We start from the raw sequence: 16,982 nt of genomic DNA, 5'->3' as shown, positions 1-16,982 counted from the left end.
ACATCGAAAAATTTTCACTCTTGTGATCAGACTAAGCTTTCACATTAAGTTGACACGTATGAGCATTGCTGTGCCCCTATAACATATCTGGTTCAAAGAAATGAAAACTGCTGTAATAAATTAAGTAACTCTATCCCTGAATTGATTAATTACAAATTATTTACTCAGCTTGGCGGTTGAGTTTCCAAAACCTCGTTTTTCTCTAACAAGGTAGTAGTAGCATTGACCACAATCTGTGCTGCTCCTGTGAAAAACGATCGCTCGATAGTCGCTGGAACATCGCTAGGTTTATGATAGTGGGGAGTACGTAAATTTGCGGTATCTGTCACCAGCACAGCACCTACACCCTGATACCAAAACGGTGCATGGTCGCTGCGTAGGGTGTCTGGTGTCAGTAAACCTTTAAAAGGAATTGGTAGTGTTAGGACTGGTGGCAGATTTGATTTCTGTTTATTTAGGGCGGTTGAGCGGAGCATCTGTGAGCTTTGAAAGGCATTCAGCAAAGGCAAATGTTCTATATCACCGACTACTGCCAAAAAGTCGCCTTTGTCGCTAGGTGGGGTAACAGGCAATCCGGCAGGGTATTTTTGACACCCAGCAGTGTAACAAGCATAACCCACCATATCCATAACGATCGCTCCACCCAAGTTTTGCAAGCGTGGTGTCTTGCTAACGAAAGCCTGACTACCTAAAAGTCCTGCTTCCTCTTTGTCAAAAAAAGCTAACTGCAACGTCCGTGGCGTGGGACGGGAACCGAGCAACCGGGCTACTTCCAGCACTACGGCTACACCACTGGCATTATCATCAGCACCAGGGGATAAGGCAACAGTGTCGTAATGCGCTCCTACGAGAATTGCTTTAGCGGCTTTGTTAGTTCCTGGGCGTTCGGCAAAAATATTCACACCCTCAGAGAACTTTTCCAATTTCGGCTTCCAGCCTAATTTTCTCAGTTCAGTTGTGATATAAGTGCGAGTAAGCGATCGCTCTGTTGTTGTGTAGCGCTGAAAATTCAACTTTTGGATATGGGTTAACAGCTTGTCAGTAGACACTTGTAGGGTATTGTCAACTTCCTTTGACTCTGCCTGTGGTTGGCGTGTTTTCACTGGAATACTTTGAACAATTGCTGGTGACGGACGCTGTTCAAAAAACGTGCTACCTCTGCTACCCACCACCGCAACTGCCATCAGTGCTAACAGCATGAGCCAAATCCATTTTTTCATGTCATTTATCCTTGGCTTTCAGACTTAGGGTAGCGCGAATCCACAGGCATAACTTTCCAAGATTGCTAAAAAGGGTTTAATATTTTGGTTCCCTAAATTCTTAAATAAATCTGCATCACTTTGCAATAAGTTTAATTGTCTATTTTAATACAATTTTCTTTAATCCAATCTGCTATCGACTCTTGAGTCTATTGATCAGTTGAAAGTCTTTTTATCATTAATACAACTTCTTTTTCTGGCACTTCTAAAGAATAAGCGTTCAATATCAGAAAGGTAGCCATCGAAACGAAAGCTACCCTTTTATTGCCATCTATAAATGCATGGTTTTTTACAAATACAATCGCTTAAACCTTTAGCAATAAGCAAAGATTAATGAGATTATTTTAACTATATTGAGAATATACTACTCTTATTGACATGATGCGGTCGTCCTAGCATATGTGGCACTTATCCAGCAGAATCAATCACAAAATTTTAACTCATACCCTTTGCTTCTGGCTTAATCGCCATAATTGTGAGCCTCTTCAATTCGATGAACTTGTTACGTAAGATTAAGTCGCACATCGCGTTACATTTTCTAATTATATTCAATATACTGTTGAAATTTGATCGCATTCAGACAAGTAATAATATCATTTACATCGTCTGGATCAACATCAAAATTTTCTAATAAAGTCTCAGTAGTTTTTTGTTGTTCTGTGTCGGCTGCAATTGTTCCTTTACTTCCAGCAAGTCCGAAAAAATTTACTAATCCTTCAAAAGAAGCTGCAACCTTTTGCTTGCCAGAAGCAGTTTTTTTAACAGATTGAGTAGTTTGATAACCTGCTTGTTTCAGAATAGCAAGATGTATATCTGTTAATTTCCAATGATTAAGACATTTAATATTAATATATTCATCAGATTTAAGGCAACTCTTTTTTAAAGATGTTTTTCCCTGCTTGGAGCTACCATATATAACAATGTGTCTACTTTTGTCTAAACTTTCAATAAGTTTTTGATCAACTTCTTGCCTCTTTATATAGTTTAAAGGGAGGTCACGACTTATACCATAAACATCATTTTTCTTATATAATTTATTGTTAAACAACATATCTTTTCTACTTGTGTTTAGTTAAAAACTATCTAGTTAAGAGAGGTTTTTGAATACTATTAAGATACTAATCGAAACAATGGACAGGCATTTTTAAGTAGATGCTACTTCATCTATTAAAATTATACACGGATAAAAGTATATCACTATACGGTATATACTGATATAGATCAAGTTATTAGTTTAGGATTTACGCGCGTTCAGGGAGTTTTATGAGTGTTTACACTCAGACTTTCTTACTTTTTTCTTTCCTATGAATAAACATCAAGTTTGACAAATCGTCTTTTGACAGCGATCGCAACTTCACTTACACTGCCGCACTAGAGGAGTGCTGAGTACTGAGCAAAGAAGAAGAGAAAAGAATTTCTTCTTAATTCTTCAAAATCTTTATTTTGACACTCAGGACTCATGACTCAGAACTCAGGACTTTTTTTATGGTAGATTTATTGCTGATCTCAATCTTGGGTTTCCTGGGGAGTTTTGGACATTGCTTTGGGATGTGTGGCCCTCTAACAGTGGCGTTTTCCCTGTCTCATCAGCCGAAAATTCTACAAAAAGCTTCCTTGGGACGGATATCAACCTTAGAAAAGTCCGATACTTGGCAACAGCAATTAAAATTTCATCTTTTGCTAAACCTGGGGCGGATGTTGAGCTATGCTCTAGTCGGTGCTGGCATTGGGGCGCTAGGTTCGGTATTACTGCAAGGTGGACAACTAGCGGGTATTGGCAGCGACTTCCGGCGCTGGATGGCAATTATAACTGGTGTAATGCTGATTTGGTTTGGCTTAGGACAAGTAAAACCCGATTTACTGCCGCGCATTCCCGTGTTACACCCCTTATTACAAGGTAGTTTACACGATCGCCTCAGTGCGGGAATGGTTAAGCTTTCCTTCAAAACCAAATGGTGGACGCCAATGCTTTTGGGGATGACTTGGGGTTTAATGCCCTGTGGTTTCCTGTATGCTGCCCAAATTAAAGCTGCTCAAACTGGCAATTTATGGATGGGTGGGGCAACTATGTTGGCTTTTGGCTTGGGAACCCTGCCTACAATGCTAGGTGTAGGCGTCTCCACATCATTGGTAAGTAAAGACAGGCGCAGTCAGTTGTTTCGATTAGGCGGTTGGGTGACACTCACCATTGGCGTGATCACCTTGTTGCGGACTGGTGACACAATGGTAGATTACACCGGACACGCCGCTTTGTTTTGCTTAATCTTGGCGCTGATTGCGCGTCCCATTAGTGGGTTGTGGGCTTCACCACTGCGTTACCGCCGCGCTTTGGGGGTGGGAGCTTTTGTGCTTTCTGTGGTTCACACCGCCCACATGATAGAACACTCATTGCAATGGAATTTTGCCGCCTTTGATTTTATGCCGCCAGAATTTCAGTGGGGTATGGCTGCGGGTGCTGTAGCATTGGTATTAATGTCCCCCGCTGCTTTTACGAGTTGGGAATCCTTGCAGAAATCTTTGGGCAAGCGTTGGCGACAGATTCATCTATTGGGTGTGCCAGCCTTGCTCTTGAGTGCCATTCATGCTGTGTTGATTGGTTCCCATTACCTGGGTTCCTTGCAATCAACTTGGGGAAATAAATTAGCGGCAGTACTGATGGGAATTGTTACTCTTGGTGTCTTGCTAGTACGTTCGCGCTTTTTTTGGTCAAAGTTAGCCGTAGAAAAGTTTTATGTTCCCCCAACCAAATCGCGGTAAATCATCTTTGTTTTCTGGCTCCATCCCAACTAGTCAAAAACAGAGGCGTTACCCGCTCAAAGGCATTTCCTGGCATCAAGGAGCAATAAGGTATTTATTATTCCTGAGTTGCTTAGTCATCTCAATAACTAATCTTTACCCTGCTGCTGCTCATCAGGTGGAAGTAGCTGGAGATGTCGGTGGCACCCTTCACGTTGAACCAAATGATAACCCCCAGGCTGGAGAACCAAGCCAAGTCTGGTTTGCACTTACCCGCAGAGGTGGAAGGGTGATTCCCTTGTCACAGTGTAATTGTCAGTTGGCTGTTTATGCCGAACCTTATGCTGCCAAAGAGCCACCACTCCTAGAACCACAGTTAGAATCTGTGGCAGCTGAACGCTATAAAGGCATCCCAGGTGCGGAAGTTGTCTTTCCCAAGCCAGGGATTTATGAATTGCAACTAAATGGGAAACCAATCTCTGGGGGAAGATTCAAACCGTTTAAGTTCAAATTTGAAGTTACTGTGGCAGGCGGGTCTACACAGAATACACAAAACCAGCGAGATGTCAATGGCGATTTAGGAGAAGGTAGCTCTCAAAATTTACCACTTTGGGCGATCGCACTCCCAATCCTCGGATTTATCGGCATCTTAGTTGTCGTACTGCGAAGTATGAGAGGGAGTGGGGAGTAGTTAAGAGCTAAGAGTTATGAGTCAGGAGTTGAGAGTATGAATTCAAGACTTAACGATTTTAGATTTTGGATTGAAGGAAAAATCTAAAATCTAAAATCTGAAATTTACTAACTCCCAACTCCCAACTCCTAACTTCTACTTATGTCGCTTTTGATGCCATTGCCACGCATGAGCGACAATATCTTGGATGGATGGATACTGAGGTTGCCAGCCTAAAATTGTTCTAGCTTGCTCGCTGGTGCCAATGAGAATTGGGGGATCGCCAGGACGGCGTGAGCGTTCTTCGACTGGTATGGAAATTCCTGTCACCTGTTCGGCAGCTGCAATGACTTCTCTGACGGAGAAGCCGCTGCCATTGCCCAAATTAAAAACTTCGCTATCGCCACCTTTTAATAAATATTCCAATCCTAAAATATGGGCATCTGCTAAGTCGTTAACGTGAATATAATCTCGAATACAAGTACCATCGGGCGTAGGGTAATCGATGCCGAAAATTGAGATGGATTCTCGTTTGCCTAAAGCTGTCATCAGCACCAAGGGAATCAAATGGGTTTCTGGGTTATGATCCTCGCCGAGTAAGCTACTGGGATTAGCACCAGCAGCATTGAAATAGCGGAAACGCACTGATTGGAAACCGTAAGCAACATCAAAATCAGAGAGAATCCGCTCTACCATCAGCTTCGTAGCGCCATAGGGATTAATCGGATTTTGGGGATGGTTTTCTGGAATCGGTACAAATTCCGGCACCCCGTAGGTAGCACAAGTAGAAGAAAAGACAAATTTCTTCACAGATGCTGTCAGCATCGCTTCTAACAGGGTCAAAGTACCAACAACGTTATTGCGGTAATATTTAGCCGGGTCAGTCACCGATTCTCCTACGTAGGCATAGGCAGAAAAGTGCATCACAGCGGCAATATCATGGGTTTTAAATAGGTGATCTAGCAAGGCGCGATCGCCTGTATCCCCTACTATCAGTTCTACCTGTAAAACCCTTTCTACCAGGTCACGATGCCCATAGACCAGATTATCTAGGATGACAACGTTATAACCCGCTTGCTTCAAAGCAAGCACTGTATGAGAACCAATATATCCAGCTCCCCCCGTTACCAAAATGGTAGGCTTTTCAGGCGACATAGTTTTCCTTTTGAGTGGATTACTCAATTAATTTAGTTTACCGGTGCCACATTACTCTTCTGGAAAATTATAAATAATAGACGCAGTGTCAAAAAATTGCACTAAAATCACTACGACGGTAGTCTTTGGGTGTGAGGTTTGAGGTATTTTAAGTCAAACAGTGCGATTACAATTTGACAATAAAATAAATCCATTTCCCGAAACCTCTAGGTTGACCCTTACGGGTGACGCTCCTAGCGTCGCTATTGCTAAGAAGTCGCTAGTTGTTTTATACCGGGAAACCATACATAGCAGTTCCTTTTGGGGAGCCACTTCTTCAACTAGGGTTCCTCCGGTTGAAGAAGTGGCGTGGAAACCCCGTTCAAAGCGGACTGCCTCACCACCACACTGGCTCACCGCACCAGAAAATTTGAGAGTTAATCTATGTTTCTATTGCTAAGTCGGGTACTGCTGTGGCTGCTGATTGGCACTATCGTATATTCTCTGTTCCAGCGATTTTATCCCTCTGGAACTTTTGTCGGGCGATTGATCTTAGTCGTTATCTTGGTAATCATAGCCCTATCATTTGTTAACCCCAATGAACCAGCTGTAGCGTCGTTGTCGAGGCTGCTGTCTTTTCCACTCAAGCCTCTAGGAGCCTCTGTTTTACTGATGATTTTTGCAGCTCAGAGAATCAAAGGAGGCGGGATAGACAAACCAGGAGGATACTTGATCGGTTGGGCACTGACGATTTTGCTGTTGGCAAGTACACCAGCAGTCGCTTATTTCCTTTATCGGGCACCTCTAGCAATGGCAGGTGAAACCTATGTAGCAACTGCTGCACCAACATCTGGGACACTGGTGGCATTAGAGCAACCAACTACCGCAGCGAACATCTCAGATGTGACAGGCGATCGCATTCTTTCTTATAATTTAAGAGTGCCTCCCTACCTATTACAAGGAAGTCCTCAAGATATTCGCGCCCGTGGTTTACGTCTTGAAGACTTTGTACCGAATGCGGAAACGTTACAATTGACAACCAGAACTTGGGAAACTTATCTCTTTGAAATTTACAGGTTCTTGCGTGTTCAGCGGTAATAAAGTAAAAAAAGAAAAACTAAAAAGGTGACAAGACCACGCCCTAGTACCGCATTCCCCACAGGGTAACGGTACTAGTAGCTGGATTAATTGAGGCTGGGAAAGCCACCAGAACACCAAGAGTTTGAGTAGACGTTACCATTCGGCTTTGGGCAAAAGAGAACGGCAATAACTATCCAGTTAAAAGAGGTAACAAAAGCGTAAATTAAAAGCGATATTCCCTCTACATAGCTGCCCTCTTGGACTAGCAGTTAATCTAAGATGATAAAGTTGCAAAATTGCTTTAATGGCAAAATCTCGACGAATCGCTAAACTCACTGCTTACTTACGACCCCATTGGCGGGAAGTGTCCTTGGGGATTCTCGCTTTGTTGTCTGTCAATGCACTGGGCGTTTATATCCCTTGGTTGATTCGTGCTGGTGTTGACAAACTCTCGACAACCTTCAGCTGGAACCAAATACTACATTACGTAGTTATCATTGTCTTGCTCAGTTCGGCGATGTGGCTAATGCGGATGGCATCCCGCATTTGGCTATTTGGGGTGGGGCGTCAGGTGGAATTTGACCTGAAACAACGGATTTTTGAACACTTACTCAAGCTGGAGCCGGCTTATTTTGCCAGTAATACTGCTGGCGATTTGATTAATCGCGCTACCAGTGATGTGGACAATATCAAGCGGTTATTGGGTTTTGCAGTTTTGAGTTTGGCAAATACGGTGTTTGCCTACGCCCTGACACTGCCAGTAATGCTGGCGATTAGTGTGGATCTGACACTAGCCTCCCTGGCAGTGTACCCTTTTATGTTCTTGTTAGTGAGTCTGTTTAGCGATCGCTTACGCAAACAACAAGCAGCAGTCCAAGAGCAACTCTCTGACATCAGCGAACTCATCCAAGAGGATATCAGTGGCATTGCCTTAATTAAAATCTATGCCCAAGAAGCAAACGAGCGTCGAGCCTTTGCTAAGAAAAATCAGCAGCTATTGACTGCTAACTTGGAACTGGCAAAAGTCCGAAATACACTGTTTCCGCTAATTGGCGGGCTAGCTAATATCAGTTCGCTGGTAATCATCTGGCTAGGGACGGCGCGGATGTCTTCTGGGACTCTTGAAGTTGGCGACTTTTTAGCACTCTTACTCTATGTAGAGCGTCTAGTTTTCCCCACAGCCCTTTTAGGATTCACAATTACAGCTTACCAACGGGGCGAAGTTAGTATTGATCGGCTTGAATCTATTCTCTCTGTCACACCGAAAATTCAAGACACAGCCGATGCTATAAATTTACCAGTGGCTGAATTAAAAGGGCAACTGACAGCTAAAAATCTCACCTACAATTACCCTGGTTCCACTACTCCAGCTTTAGCAAATGTTAACTTTACTATTCATCCGGGAGAAACCGTGGCAATTGTTGGGGCGATTGGTTCGGGGAAATCTACTTTGGCGAATGCTTTGCCGCGCTTGTTGGATATTGAATCAGGACAATTGTTTTTAGATGGGCAAGATATTACTAAGATAGCTTTGGCTTCTTTACGAGGTGCGATCGCCTACGTTCCTCAAGATAGCTTTCTATTTAGCACTACAATCAAAAATAATATCCGCTACGGTGATCCACTTAGCGAACAAGAGCAGGTAGAATCTGTCGCTAAACTTGCCCAAATTAAATCAGAAATTAACAATTTTCCCCAGCAATACGAAACTATTGTTGGTGAACGCGGTATTACTCTTTCTGGCGGTCAACGACAACGTACTGCCTTGGCTAGGGCGATGCTGGTCAATGCTCCAGTGTTAATTTTGGATGATGCCCTCTCTAGTGTGGATAATCAAACAGCCACGCAAATTCTCAAAAATCTCTCTGGTGGTACAGAGCGCAAAACAGTAATTTTCATTACTCATCAATTATCGGCGGCGGCGGTTACCGACCGAATTTTTGTGATGGAAAAAGGAAAAATTGTTCAGATAGGTAATCACTTACAACTGGTGCAACAACAGGGTCTGTACAGAACTTTATGGAGCCAGAATCAAGTTGAAGAATTACTGCATTAGGACAACATTTAATATTAAGGACAATTTCTTATACAGCATGTATAATTTGTCATCTGATACCTGATAAATTACCTTCTTTGATAATAGATGCTGGAATTTTTCCAAAATTTTTTTACTGATAGCTTATTTATTCCACATGGACATTGTTACCTCTGGAAGCCGAGTTTAGTGTGGCTAAATATCATCTCAGATTCTCTGATTGCTTTGGTGTATTATTCTATTCCCATCGTCCTTATTTACTTTGTCCACAAGCGAAAGGATTTCCCTTTCAAATGGATACTTCTATTATTTGGAGCTTTTATCGTCTCTTGTGGTACAACCCATGTAATGGATGTATGGACGCTTTGGCATCCAACTTACTGGCTGTCCAGTTTCATCAAAGTTATTACGGCTATTATCTCACTCTATACAGCGATCGCACTGTTACCCATCATCCCCCAGGCTCTGGCTTTGCCAAGTCCGGCACAACTAGAAGCAGCTAACTGTCAACTAAAACTTACCTTAAAGGAACTTGAGAATACACAAAGTCAACTGATTCAAACTGAAAAAATGTCTTCATTAGGGCAATTAGTTGCGGGTATTGCTCATGAAATTAATAATCCTGTAAATTTTATTGACGGTAATATCGTTATTGTCAATTATTATATTAAAGATTTACTGAATTTGATTACGCTTTCTCAAAAATGTAATTGCCATTTACTATCAGAAATTCAAGCTTATATTGAAGAAATTGACCTTGATTTCATTAAAGAAGACTTACCGAAAATTTTATCTTCCATAAAAATGGGAGCCGAGCGCATTTCCAAGCTAGTCTTATCCTTGCGTAACTTCTCGCGGCTAGATGAAGCGGAAAAAAAAGAAGTTGATCTCCACGAAGGTCTTGATAGCACTCTCTTAATTTTGCAAAATCGCTTGGAAGCCAAAGGAAATCATCCAGATATTCAAGTTATAAAAGAATACGGCAATTTGCCTAAAGTCGAGTGCTATCCTGGACAACTCAATCAAGTATTTATGAATATTCTGAATAATTCTATTGATACTTTGAAAGAATCAATAATTGGTTGTCGTCTGTTAGTGGTCAATGCAAAAACAACTGGCAACCAACAACTGACAACTAACAATCCCCAGATTCGCATTTGCACTGAGGCTTTAGACACCAATCAAGTGATAATTCGGATTGCTGATAATGGCTGTGGGATGACAGAAGAAATAAAGCACAAAATATTTGATCCATTTTATACAACTAAACCTGTTGGTTCAGGTACAGGTTTAGGCATGTCGATTAGCTACCAAATTATCAACAAGCATGGTGGTCAACTCAAGTGTATTTCTGCACCACTTCAAGGCACAGAGTTCATCATCCAGATTCCGATTCGGATCAAGTCTGTTTGATAGTAATTTGCTTGAGTTTAGACTAGGCAGCAAGAAATAACCCAGCAGTACTGAGTTCATCAAACACAACGTTCAAGATGAAGATATTTGAGATTAAGCAGATTTTTGTTGCTCTTTGAGTGGTTTAAAAGCAGTTTTTTTAACAGTTGTATAACGGTTTTTACGGCTACGGCGTTTACCTGGTGTGCGCGGTTTGGGTGGAAGGGTTGGAGTACCTCTTCCCCGCTAAAACTGTAACCACTGACTATATATTGATGTGATGTTGAGCTTTTTCAAGGCGAACGCCTGACATAAATTTTAATCGGGAGCAACGCAATTTTGTGAGATTTGATTTTTATTATCAATAAACCAATTTTATTGATAATAAACTGGGCAAAATTACCGTTTTCCTAGTGTTCTTACTGGTGTTATCAGGTTTAAAAAGTGTTTAAAATGACATTATTTATTGGTTCTCACTTTTTTGCCTTGCTCCCATTTTAATCAATGCCCATCAAGTAATAATGATGAAATTAATTAGGAAATTGGGCGCTCTTAAGAAAATTTCCTCAGAAACGGAATTCATTGACTTGCCCAAAAGCGCTATTTATAAGGGTTCTGGCGAGGAGGGACTTCTCAACTTCCGGGCGTGGGCAGCGATCGCACGCACGATCGCGCCAGAAGCCTCACAAATAAACTAAATGTGAAAATCAGGATATTATCTTATGGAATCTTTCGGTATTTATACACTTGCAAATGATGTCGTTTATGATCAGTTAGTAGCACTTTTGAATAGTATTGAGGTTAATGTTAGCCCAGATATTCCTGTTTGTATTATTCCCTATGATGATAGATTAGACTTAGTTCAAAAAGAAGTAAAGTCTAGAAAAAACGTCAGCATTTTTGATAATTGCGAGGCAATACAGTGTTGGGAAGACTTTGCTCACCAAGTTTGGGCAGTTCATCCAGGTATTAGAACTTCCAAAATTTCACGTAATTGGTGGTCATCAGGTCACTTACAAAGAAAAATGTGTGTTTTTCACGGACATTTTGATAAATTTATATTTTGTGATGCTGACAGCCTTCTAATGAAGCCAGTTGATGATATTTTTGAAAAACTAAACGCATACGATTTTGTGTTTGATGACTGGATACATATTAAAGAACGCACAAAAGTCCCATTAAATATTCCCCTTTTAGAAAAGTCCAAGATTGTTTACGAAAAAGATATACGTCCTAGACTTCATTGCTCTGATTTTTTTGGTTCTAAATCAGGGTTATTTCCAGAAAAAGATTTAGATTTATATAAAAAATTATTAATTGAAGATAGAGAGGTTGAATGGCTGACTGCATGGTGGGATGATGCACATTTATTTAATTATTTGACATGGAAATCAAATCTTGCTTTATTTAATTTTACTCTCAGTCCTAATGGTAAAGACAGAACAGGTAACTGTGCTAACTCAGACCCCTTTGTAAATGTTGATAATGTCCTGTACAACCAAGATGAATTAAAACCAATTCATCGCATTCACTACATGAACTATTCTTTTACTGATTTCGCCCGTTTATGTCAAGGTGAAGACGTCAATATTTGTTACAGAGATGAGTTTTTATACTATCGTTTTCTTAAGGAACCGCAGAAAAGGCCGCAACAGCTAAAACAGCCTAGTATTGCGACCAAAAGTAATCGATTAATTCAAAAAGCAGTGAAGAAACTTCAAATAACTCTTACTTAAGTTTTGGACTTTGGACAAAAACTGAAGATTTCAAAAAATTCTGGTTAGTGCTGAACACGGCTGAAATGCCCAAATTGCGTATAGTACTTACAGCAGATTGCAACTTGGTGAGGTACAGATGATTTTAAGGGCACAGCAGTGCTGTGCCCCTACCTGTGTACTTCATTTACCTGCAATCTGCTGTATGTACGATGCGTAAGTCCTAGATAAAAGGAAATCACAACTACATTTTTAAACTACATTTGCGGTCAATTAGATACCGTCTTAAATGTCAAGTGTTGATCATTACTAGTAGCGATGTCTGCGACGGGCTTCTCTACCTTGGGCTACGCCAACGCCTACGCAGCCTGTTATCAGAAAACTTGTGCAATAACCGTGGCTTTAGATAACTTGATGAAGCTAGTGTAATCTGGCGTCATTACCACGTTAGTTTGTTTGGGTATGTGGGTAGTATAAATTACCGAAAAAACTAATTTGGCATATGGTAATGTTCAAAACTAAATTATCAGAATCCCGTGCTTGGGGGCAATTTTACACCTTGAAGTTAATGCATCGGCATCTTGGGGCGATCGCAGCTCTAATTTTAATTAGCTTACTGAGTTCATTGAGTGGAACACCAGATCGTCATACCATCTCTAACTACTGGGAAGGCTTTCTCTGGGGACTGGCAGATCCAGTCATTAGCTTGGATTGTTTAGTTGGTATTGTTGCTATTGGCTTACTCTCATCTGTGTTTATTCATGGCGCTGTGATAGCTGGATGTTTTGTCTTAGCAACAGTCTTGGGCATTATAATTCATTTATTCCAGCTAAATTTACCAGGCACAGAAATAGCCATCGCCATTTCTACCATCGTTTTTGGTACTATACTGATCATCCCAAATCAACCAAACTTTATGGTACTTGCTCTGGTGGGCGTCAGTGCTGGTTTATTTCAGGGTTACGCTGATGCTGAATCTATTATTGAGGCAGGAATGATCCCACTAGTTACCTATATACTAGGCATTACCTTAACTCTGTTTGCGGTTGCCATGAGTGCCAGAAAAATTGGTGGTGCGATGGGTATGGGAGAAATAAACCGAATTTTACCCTGGAAAATTAGCATTGCTGGCTTCGCTTTCTGTGCGATCGGGATTGTGTTTTTGAGCAATTAGGGGTAAGGTTTGAAGGCAACCGAAAAGCTCCCCAGAGATTCCAGGGGGCGGAGGTAAGTTATTAGGGACAGGTTACGGCTATTCGCCTGGCATCAGTGAGCGGTAAAGAAACTTTCGGCTAAGTTCATTCTGTCTACACATTTCCAGAAGGATTATATCGCCGTTTTTCAGAAGGACTCGAAAGTATTCAGCATCAAGGTAATCGTCGTTGCATTTGCCTTCATCCGCTACTTTTGATTCCTCTATTTCTTCATACTTTAGGTAATGTATATTGTCCTCTACGTCTATAACGTTAAATATTATCATAGTCATTGGCTCCTTTTAAGTTAATGGGTTACATCGTTGAGAATAAGTCGTACAGTAGCTCTCAGTCTGTACCAGTTGGCTCAAAAGGATCTAACAGTTAGCGTGGTAGTAAGCTAATCAGCATTCAAGTTGCTCCCATCAGGGCGGGCAAGATGCCCACCCCACAAGATATTGAGAAAATTTTAATATGCAAATTACATGTGTTTTAGCGAATCCAGGCGATAAAGTAAAGGCACGCGATCGCTGTTTTATTGCAGCTAGTAGAGAGTTTGAAGAATCCTGGCAAGATGCCAACAGTAACTACAGTGAGTTTTTTGCACAGCATTTTAGTGAATAAGCTGATGCACCTCTGCGCTAATCTAGAGGCTATATCTAACAAAGGTTAATTGAACGTGATAGAGATTTAAATACTTCGATTAAGTGCGATTCGTTCAGTCGAAACCGAGCAATCGGGGGATGACTGGCTTCTACAGGGTAATCCATTAGGATTGAGTTCGCACTTTAATCCCTTGTAGATGACAACTTCATAACCTTGCAGGTGAGCGCTATTATCCTAGAAAACGTCAAGCCCTGCCCTCTAGACGTAAGAGTGAAAACATATCCCCCACTGTAGAGACTAGCCATCAATCGGTGAAGCGGGGATAAAAGCGGAAAGAGCTATTAGCCTAAAAGTGGTGTCCCGTGAGTAAGTTCTTATGGATAGCAAATGCGAAGTCACTGATTGAATCACCGTTAAAGCGAACCAGCGAAATTAGGCTTTATGCGCTGGTAGTCCCAAAAAGGGCACAAGGAAAAGGGTGGTATGAGGATTTGAGTCGGCATACCTACGTTACCCAGAAACTCGGTGAAAAGGTGACATCTTAACAGAACAAAACAAAGGTTATGAGGAACGAAGTAACTCACTTGATTACTCTCAAAGAGGTCGAATACTTTGAGTAGTCAGCTAAGACGAAAACTCTGGAATAAAAACCAGGTAGCAAGTGAGAGAGATTGGGTCAGAAGCTAACGCCTTGCTGTAATGGTAAGGATATGCCCACGGACACACGGTAAAACGGAAAGTATAGCTACCAGTAGCAATGAATAAATCATGAACACGGCGTTAAAACCGATGTATGAATGGAAAAATATCGACTGGCGAAAGCTAGAGCGTAATGTTTTCAAGTTGCAAAAGCGGATATACCAAGCGTCTAGTCGTGGTGATGTCAAGTTAGCTCATAAACTTCAAAAGTTGTTGATAAGCTCACGGTCAGCAAGAGCATTATCGGTTCGTCGCGTAACTCAGGATAATCAAGGTAAGAAAACGGCTGGCGTGGACGGAGTTAAATCACTGACCCCAAAGCAACGTTTGACCTTGGTAAATGAAATAAAACTGGGTTCAAAGGTAAATCCTACGCGCCGAGTTTGGATACCCAAACCAGGAACAGTGGAAAAAAGACCTTTGGGAATACCGACAATGTTCGACCGAGCTTTGCAAGCACTTGTCAAACTGACATTAGAGCCAGAAAGTATTTGAAAGGTTATGGCATCTAGTTGTCTTTAAGCTTCTGAAATGGGGTCGTTACCGTCATAGAAATAAAGGTAGAGGGTGGATACGCCTTAAATACTTTAAAACAGTAGAAGGCAACAACTGGGTATTTGCAACTGGGGAAGGTAAAAATTCCCTGAAGTTAATACAACACAGTTCCACAGAAATCAAACGCTTTGTCAAAGTTAAAGGCAAAGCATCACCTTATGACGGTAACTGGATTTATTGGAGTTCAAGAATGGGCGTACATCCTGAAGTGTCTACCAGAGTTGCAATATTACTGAAAAGGCAAAAAGGGATATGCGTTCATTGCGGCAACTACTTTACAAATGGAGATTCGATTGAAGTTGACCACACCGTTCCTACATCTAAAGGTGGAAGGAACTCATACGATAATTGGCAACTACTCCATCGACATTGCCACGATAAAAAGACTGCCTTTGATGGTAGTCTCGGTATTAAATTAGCGCCATAACAAGTGCTAAACCTAAGCCACCAGTGGAACCCGTTAATAAAACAGGTAAAGCGATATGTTGGCAATGACGTACTGATGACAACAGCCGTTTTACTGAGGAGCGGAATGATGGGAAACTATCACGTTCCGTTTTGGAGAGCAGTGGAGGGGGCAACTCCTTCACTGACTTTAATTTTTGAGAAGGCGGCCAGATCGATCGTTTCAGCTTGCTGACTGGGTAGTGCCGACGCTTCCAGGTTGAAGCAAAAAAAAGTGTAAAGAATTGCTACACTTCGTGAGAGGAATTCTTAGTATTTTTGGAGTGGCTTATGACACCTGAAGAAATTGCGGTTACGCTAACAGAATTATTTGATACAGCAGTTATTAATGCTATCGCTCCTGGATCGTGGCAAGTAGACACTTCTACTTTTCGGCTGTTGGTGTTGCTTTCCGAAGATAATACTTGGCTGCGAGTTTTACTGCCTATTGTACCCGCACAGTCAGGGCAACCATTTTTAGGACAGTTCCTAGAAGCCAACTTTGATGACACTCAAGAAGTACGTTACGCTTTGTATGAAGGGGTAATTTGGGGGGTATTTCAACATAACAGTGACACTTTAGTGAGTGCAGATTTGTCCAATGCAATCAACCGACTTGTATCTCTTTATCAGGCTGGATTAGATAATGTCTTTAACCGAGTAGTTGAAAGCCGCATCCGGCAAATTATTCAGGCAGCAAAACAACAAGGACAATCTCTGCAAACTACTATGCAAAGCTTAGAACGTTTTTACGCAGAAGGATTAATGGGCGAAATAAATCAAACCTCAGAGGCGCGAGAAGAAGTTCTAGCTGTTTGGCGGCGTCAATTAGAACGCCTATGGAATGAGGGTTGATTTCAATTTTTAATCGGCATTTATCTTTGCGTCACGTTTCCATATTAAACCAATTTACAGATATATCTATTTATCATGGATATCATTGAAATCCTCAAAGAAGACTATCAAATATTCCCAGTAAATCAAACTTACAGCATTTACGCTCCAGATGTTTATTTTCAAGACCCGCTGAATAAGTTTCGTGGCGTTAAACGCTACAAACAGATGATTAATTTCATCAAGACTGTGTTTTTAGATCCCAAAATGGATTTACATAACATTCAACGTTTAGGAGACACAATAAAAACTGAGTGGACACTCAGTTGGAACACCCCTCTCCCCTGGAAGCCACGGATCTCTATTCCTGGTTGGAGTGAATTAGGTCTTAACTCTGATGGTTTGATTGTCTCCCATGTCGATTATTGGCATTGTTCACGCTTAGACGTGGTGAAACAGCATTTCTTTGCTACAAAAATGTAAACAATTAAGGCTTGCTCTAATTTCCTCCTTTTGTTCTCCCCTCTGTCTGCAAGGGTATGCTTAGAGCGGTCGCATATTGTCAATAAGAGTACTCTATTATCAATAGACTGAAAAATAATCTCAATAATCTTTAGTAAAAAATGCACT

Annotated in this window: 19 protein-coding genes and 1 pseudogene; 15 read left to right on the top strand and 5 right to left on the bottom strand. The window is 41.3% G+C overall.

The features are described 5' to 3' along the window. Positions 1–164: 164 nt before the first annotated feature. Together V7K85_RS30805 and V7K85_RS30800 are read right to left on the bottom strand one after the other, a co-directional pair. Positions 165–1,220 (bottom strand): M28 family peptidase, encoded by a 1,056-nt coding sequence (locus V7K85_RS30805; RefSeq protein WP_334819620.1) that lies wholly within the window; start codon positions 1,218–1,220, stop codon positions 165–167. Between the two features lie 188 nt (positions 1,221–1,408). After that, on the bottom strand, positions 1,409–1,561 hold the full coding sequence (locus V7K85_RS30800) for a type II toxin-antitoxin system death-on-curing family toxin (RefSeq protein WP_334819755.1): 153 nt from the start codon (positions 1,559–1,561) through the stop codon (positions 1,409–1,411). Between the two features lie 97 nt (positions 1,562–1,658). On the opposite strand from V7K85_RS30800, the pseudogene V7K85_RS30795 reads away from it, so the two are divergent. Further along, positions 1,659–1,769: pseudogene (locus tag V7K85_RS30795) on the top strand (IS982 family transposase); the annotation flags it as partial. A gap of 28 nt (positions 1,770–1,797) precedes the next feature. On the opposite strand, the gene V7K85_RS30790 reads toward V7K85_RS30795, so the two are convergent. Then, a complete protein-coding gene (locus V7K85_RS30790; RefSeq protein ID WP_334819618.1) occupies positions 1,798–2,310 on the bottom strand; it encodes a hypothetical protein in 513 nt (170 codons plus the stop codon). 434 nt (positions 2,311–2,744) lie between these two features. On the opposite strand from V7K85_RS30790, the gene V7K85_RS30785 reads away from it, so the two are divergent. Together V7K85_RS30785 and V7K85_RS30780 are read left to right on the top strand one after the other, a co-directional pair. Then, complete coding sequence (locus V7K85_RS30785) at positions 2,745–4,016, top strand: urease accessory protein UreH domain-containing protein (protein WP_334819616.1); 1,272 nt, start codon at positions 2,745–2,747, stop codon at positions 4,014–4,016. Then, a complete protein-coding gene (locus V7K85_RS30780) occupies positions 3,991–4,686 on the top strand; it encodes a hypothetical protein (RefSeq protein ID WP_334819614.1) in 696 nt (231 codons plus the stop codon). Before V7K85_RS30785 ends, V7K85_RS30780 begins: the two co-directional genes overlap by 26 nt. A 135-nt stretch (positions 4,687–4,821) precedes the next feature. On the opposite strand, the gene galE is transcribed toward V7K85_RS30780, so the two are convergent. Continuing rightward, positions 4,822–5,820 (bottom strand): UDP-glucose 4-epimerase GalE, encoded by a 999-nt coding sequence (galE, locus tag V7K85_RS30775; RefSeq protein WP_334819612.1) that lies wholly within the window; start codon positions 5,818–5,820, stop codon positions 4,822–4,824. A gap of 153 nt (positions 5,821–5,973) precedes the next feature. Continuing rightward, entirely contained in the window at positions 5,974–6,216 is a 243-nt protein-coding gene (locus V7K85_RS30770; protein ID WP_334819610.1) for a hypothetical protein, read from the bottom strand. A 27-nt stretch (positions 6,217–6,243) separates the two neighbouring features. Between V7K85_RS30770 and V7K85_RS30765 the strand changes: the two genes are divergently transcribed. From V7K85_RS30765 to V7K85_RS30710, 12 genes are all read left to right on the top strand, one after another. Then, the gene (locus V7K85_RS30765; protein WP_334819608.1) at positions 6,244–6,897 is read left to right on the top strand and encodes a hypothetical protein; all 654 of its coding nucleotides are present in this window, start codon (positions 6,244–6,246) and stop codon (positions 6,895–6,897) included. Between the two features lie 286 nt (positions 6,898–7,183). Continuing rightward, complete coding sequence (locus V7K85_RS30760; RefSeq protein ID WP_334819607.1) at positions 7,184–8,935, top strand: ABC transporter ATP-binding protein; 1,752 nt, start codon at positions 7,184–7,186, stop codon at positions 8,933–8,935. An 87-nt stretch (positions 8,936–9,022) separates the two neighbouring features. After that, the gene (locus V7K85_RS30755) at positions 9,023–10,327 is read left to right on the top strand and encodes a sensor histidine kinase (RefSeq protein WP_334819606.1); all 1,305 of its coding nucleotides are present in this window, start codon (positions 9,023–9,025) and stop codon (positions 10,325–10,327) included. Between the two features lie 500 nt (positions 10,328–10,827). After that, positions 10,828–11,004, top strand: coding sequence for a hypothetical protein (locus V7K85_RS30750; protein ID WP_334819604.1), 177 nt, complete (start codon positions 10,828–10,830; stop codon positions 11,002–11,004). A gap of 24 nt (positions 11,005–11,028) precedes the next feature. Further along, entirely contained in the window at positions 11,029–12,042 is a 1,014-nt protein-coding gene (locus V7K85_RS30745; RefSeq protein WP_334819602.1) for an Npun_R2821/Npun_R2822 family protein, read from the top strand. A gap of 487 nt (positions 12,043–12,529) precedes the next feature. Then, a complete protein-coding gene (locus tag V7K85_RS30740; protein ID WP_334819600.1) occupies positions 12,530–13,195 on the top strand; it encodes a HupE/UreJ family protein in 666 nt (221 codons plus the stop codon). A 493-nt stretch (positions 13,196–13,688) separates the two neighbouring features. Beyond that, complete coding sequence (locus V7K85_RS30735) at positions 13,689–13,838, top strand: hypothetical protein (protein ID WP_334819598.1); 150 nt, start codon at positions 13,689–13,691, stop codon at positions 13,836–13,838. Between the two features lie 344 nt (positions 13,839–14,182). Further along, a complete protein-coding gene (locus V7K85_RS30730; RefSeq protein WP_334819596.1) occupies positions 14,183–14,365 on the top strand; it encodes a hypothetical protein in 183 nt (60 codons plus the stop codon). Between the two features lie 223 nt (positions 14,366–14,588). Further along, positions 14,589–15,014 (top strand): reverse transcriptase N-terminal domain-containing protein, encoded by a 426-nt coding sequence (locus V7K85_RS30725; RefSeq protein WP_334819594.1) that lies wholly within the window; start codon positions 14,589–14,591, stop codon positions 15,012–15,014. Positions 15,015–15,264: 250 nt separating this feature from the next. Then, complete coding sequence (locus tag V7K85_RS30720) at positions 15,265–15,501, top strand: HNH endonuclease (protein WP_334819592.1); 237 nt, start codon at positions 15,265–15,267, stop codon at positions 15,499–15,501. 308 nt (positions 15,502–15,809) lie between these two features. Beyond that, complete coding sequence (locus V7K85_RS30715; RefSeq protein ID WP_334819590.1) at positions 15,810–16,373, top strand: leucine zipper domain-containing protein; 564 nt, start codon at positions 15,810–15,812, stop codon at positions 16,371–16,373. A 75-nt stretch (positions 16,374–16,448) separates the two neighbouring features. Further along, complete coding sequence (locus V7K85_RS30710; protein ID WP_334819588.1) at positions 16,449–16,835, top strand: DUF2358 domain-containing protein; 387 nt, start codon at positions 16,449–16,451, stop codon at positions 16,833–16,835. Positions 16,836–16,982 lie beyond the last annotated feature (147 nt).

This window comes from Nostoc sp., assembly GCF_036917615.1.
Lineage (GTDB): Bacteria > Cyanobacteriota > Cyanobacteriia > Cyanobacteriales > Nostocaceae > Nostoc.
This window is presented reverse-complemented; position numbering and strand designations above follow the sequence as displayed.

What these genes read in the sequence shown, in the direction of transcription:
- V7K85_RS30805 (WP_334819620.1), bottom strand. Translation starts at nt 1,220, where the DNA reads ATGAAAAAATGGATTTGGCTCATGCTGTTAGCACTGATGGCAGTTGCG.
- V7K85_RS30790 (WP_334819618.1), bottom strand. Translation starts at nt 2,310, where the DNA reads ATGTTGTTTAACAATAAATTATATAAGAAAAATGATGTTTATGGTATA.
- V7K85_RS30725 (WP_334819594.1), top strand. Translation starts at nt 14,589, where the DNA reads ATGAACACGGCGTTAAAACCGATGTATGAATGGAAAAATATCGACTGG.
- V7K85_RS30720 (WP_334819592.1), top strand. Translation starts at nt 15,265, where the DNA reads ATGGGCGTACATCCTGAAGTGTCTACCAGAGTTGCAATATTACTGAAA.
- V7K85_RS30785 (WP_334819616.1), top strand. Translation starts at nt 2,745, where the DNA reads ATGGTAGATTTATTGCTGATCTCAATCTTGGGTTTCCTGGGGAGTTTT.
- V7K85_RS30755 (WP_334819606.1), top strand. Translation starts at nt 9,023, where the DNA reads ATGCTGGAATTTTTCCAAAATTTTTTTACTGATAGCTTATTTATTCCA.
- V7K85_RS30750 (WP_334819604.1), top strand. Translation starts at nt 10,828, where the DNA reads ATGATGAAATTAATTAGGAAATTGGGCGCTCTTAAGAAAATTTCCTCA.
- V7K85_RS30740 (WP_334819600.1), top strand. Translation starts at nt 12,530, where the DNA reads ATGTTCAAAACTAAATTATCAGAATCCCGTGCTTGGGGGCAATTTTAC.
- V7K85_RS30760 (WP_334819607.1), top strand. Translation starts at nt 7,184, where the DNA reads ATGGCAAAATCTCGACGAATCGCTAAACTCACTGCTTACTTACGACCC.
- V7K85_RS30715 (WP_334819590.1), top strand. Translation starts at nt 15,810, where the DNA reads ATGACACCTGAAGAAATTGCGGTTACGCTAACAGAATTATTTGATACA.
- galE (WP_334819612.1), bottom strand. Translation starts at nt 5,820, where the DNA reads ATGTCGCCTGAAAAGCCTACCATTTTGGTAACGGGGGGAGCTGGATAT.
- V7K85_RS30765 (WP_334819608.1), top strand. Translation starts at nt 6,244, where the DNA reads ATGTTTCTATTGCTAAGTCGGGTACTGCTGTGGCTGCTGATTGGCACT.
- V7K85_RS30745 (WP_334819602.1), top strand. Translation starts at nt 11,029, where the DNA reads ATGGAATCTTTCGGTATTTATACACTTGCAAATGATGTCGTTTATGAT.
- V7K85_RS30710 (WP_334819588.1), top strand. Translation starts at nt 16,449, where the DNA reads ATGGATATCATTGAAATCCTCAAAGAAGACTATCAAATATTCCCAGTA.
- V7K85_RS30780 (WP_334819614.1), top strand. Translation starts at nt 3,991, where the DNA reads ATGTTCCCCCAACCAAATCGCGGTAAATCATCTTTGTTTTCTGGCTCC.
- V7K85_RS30735 (WP_334819598.1), top strand. Translation starts at nt 13,689, where the DNA reads ATGCAAATTACATGTGTTTTAGCGAATCCAGGCGATAAAGTAAAGGCA.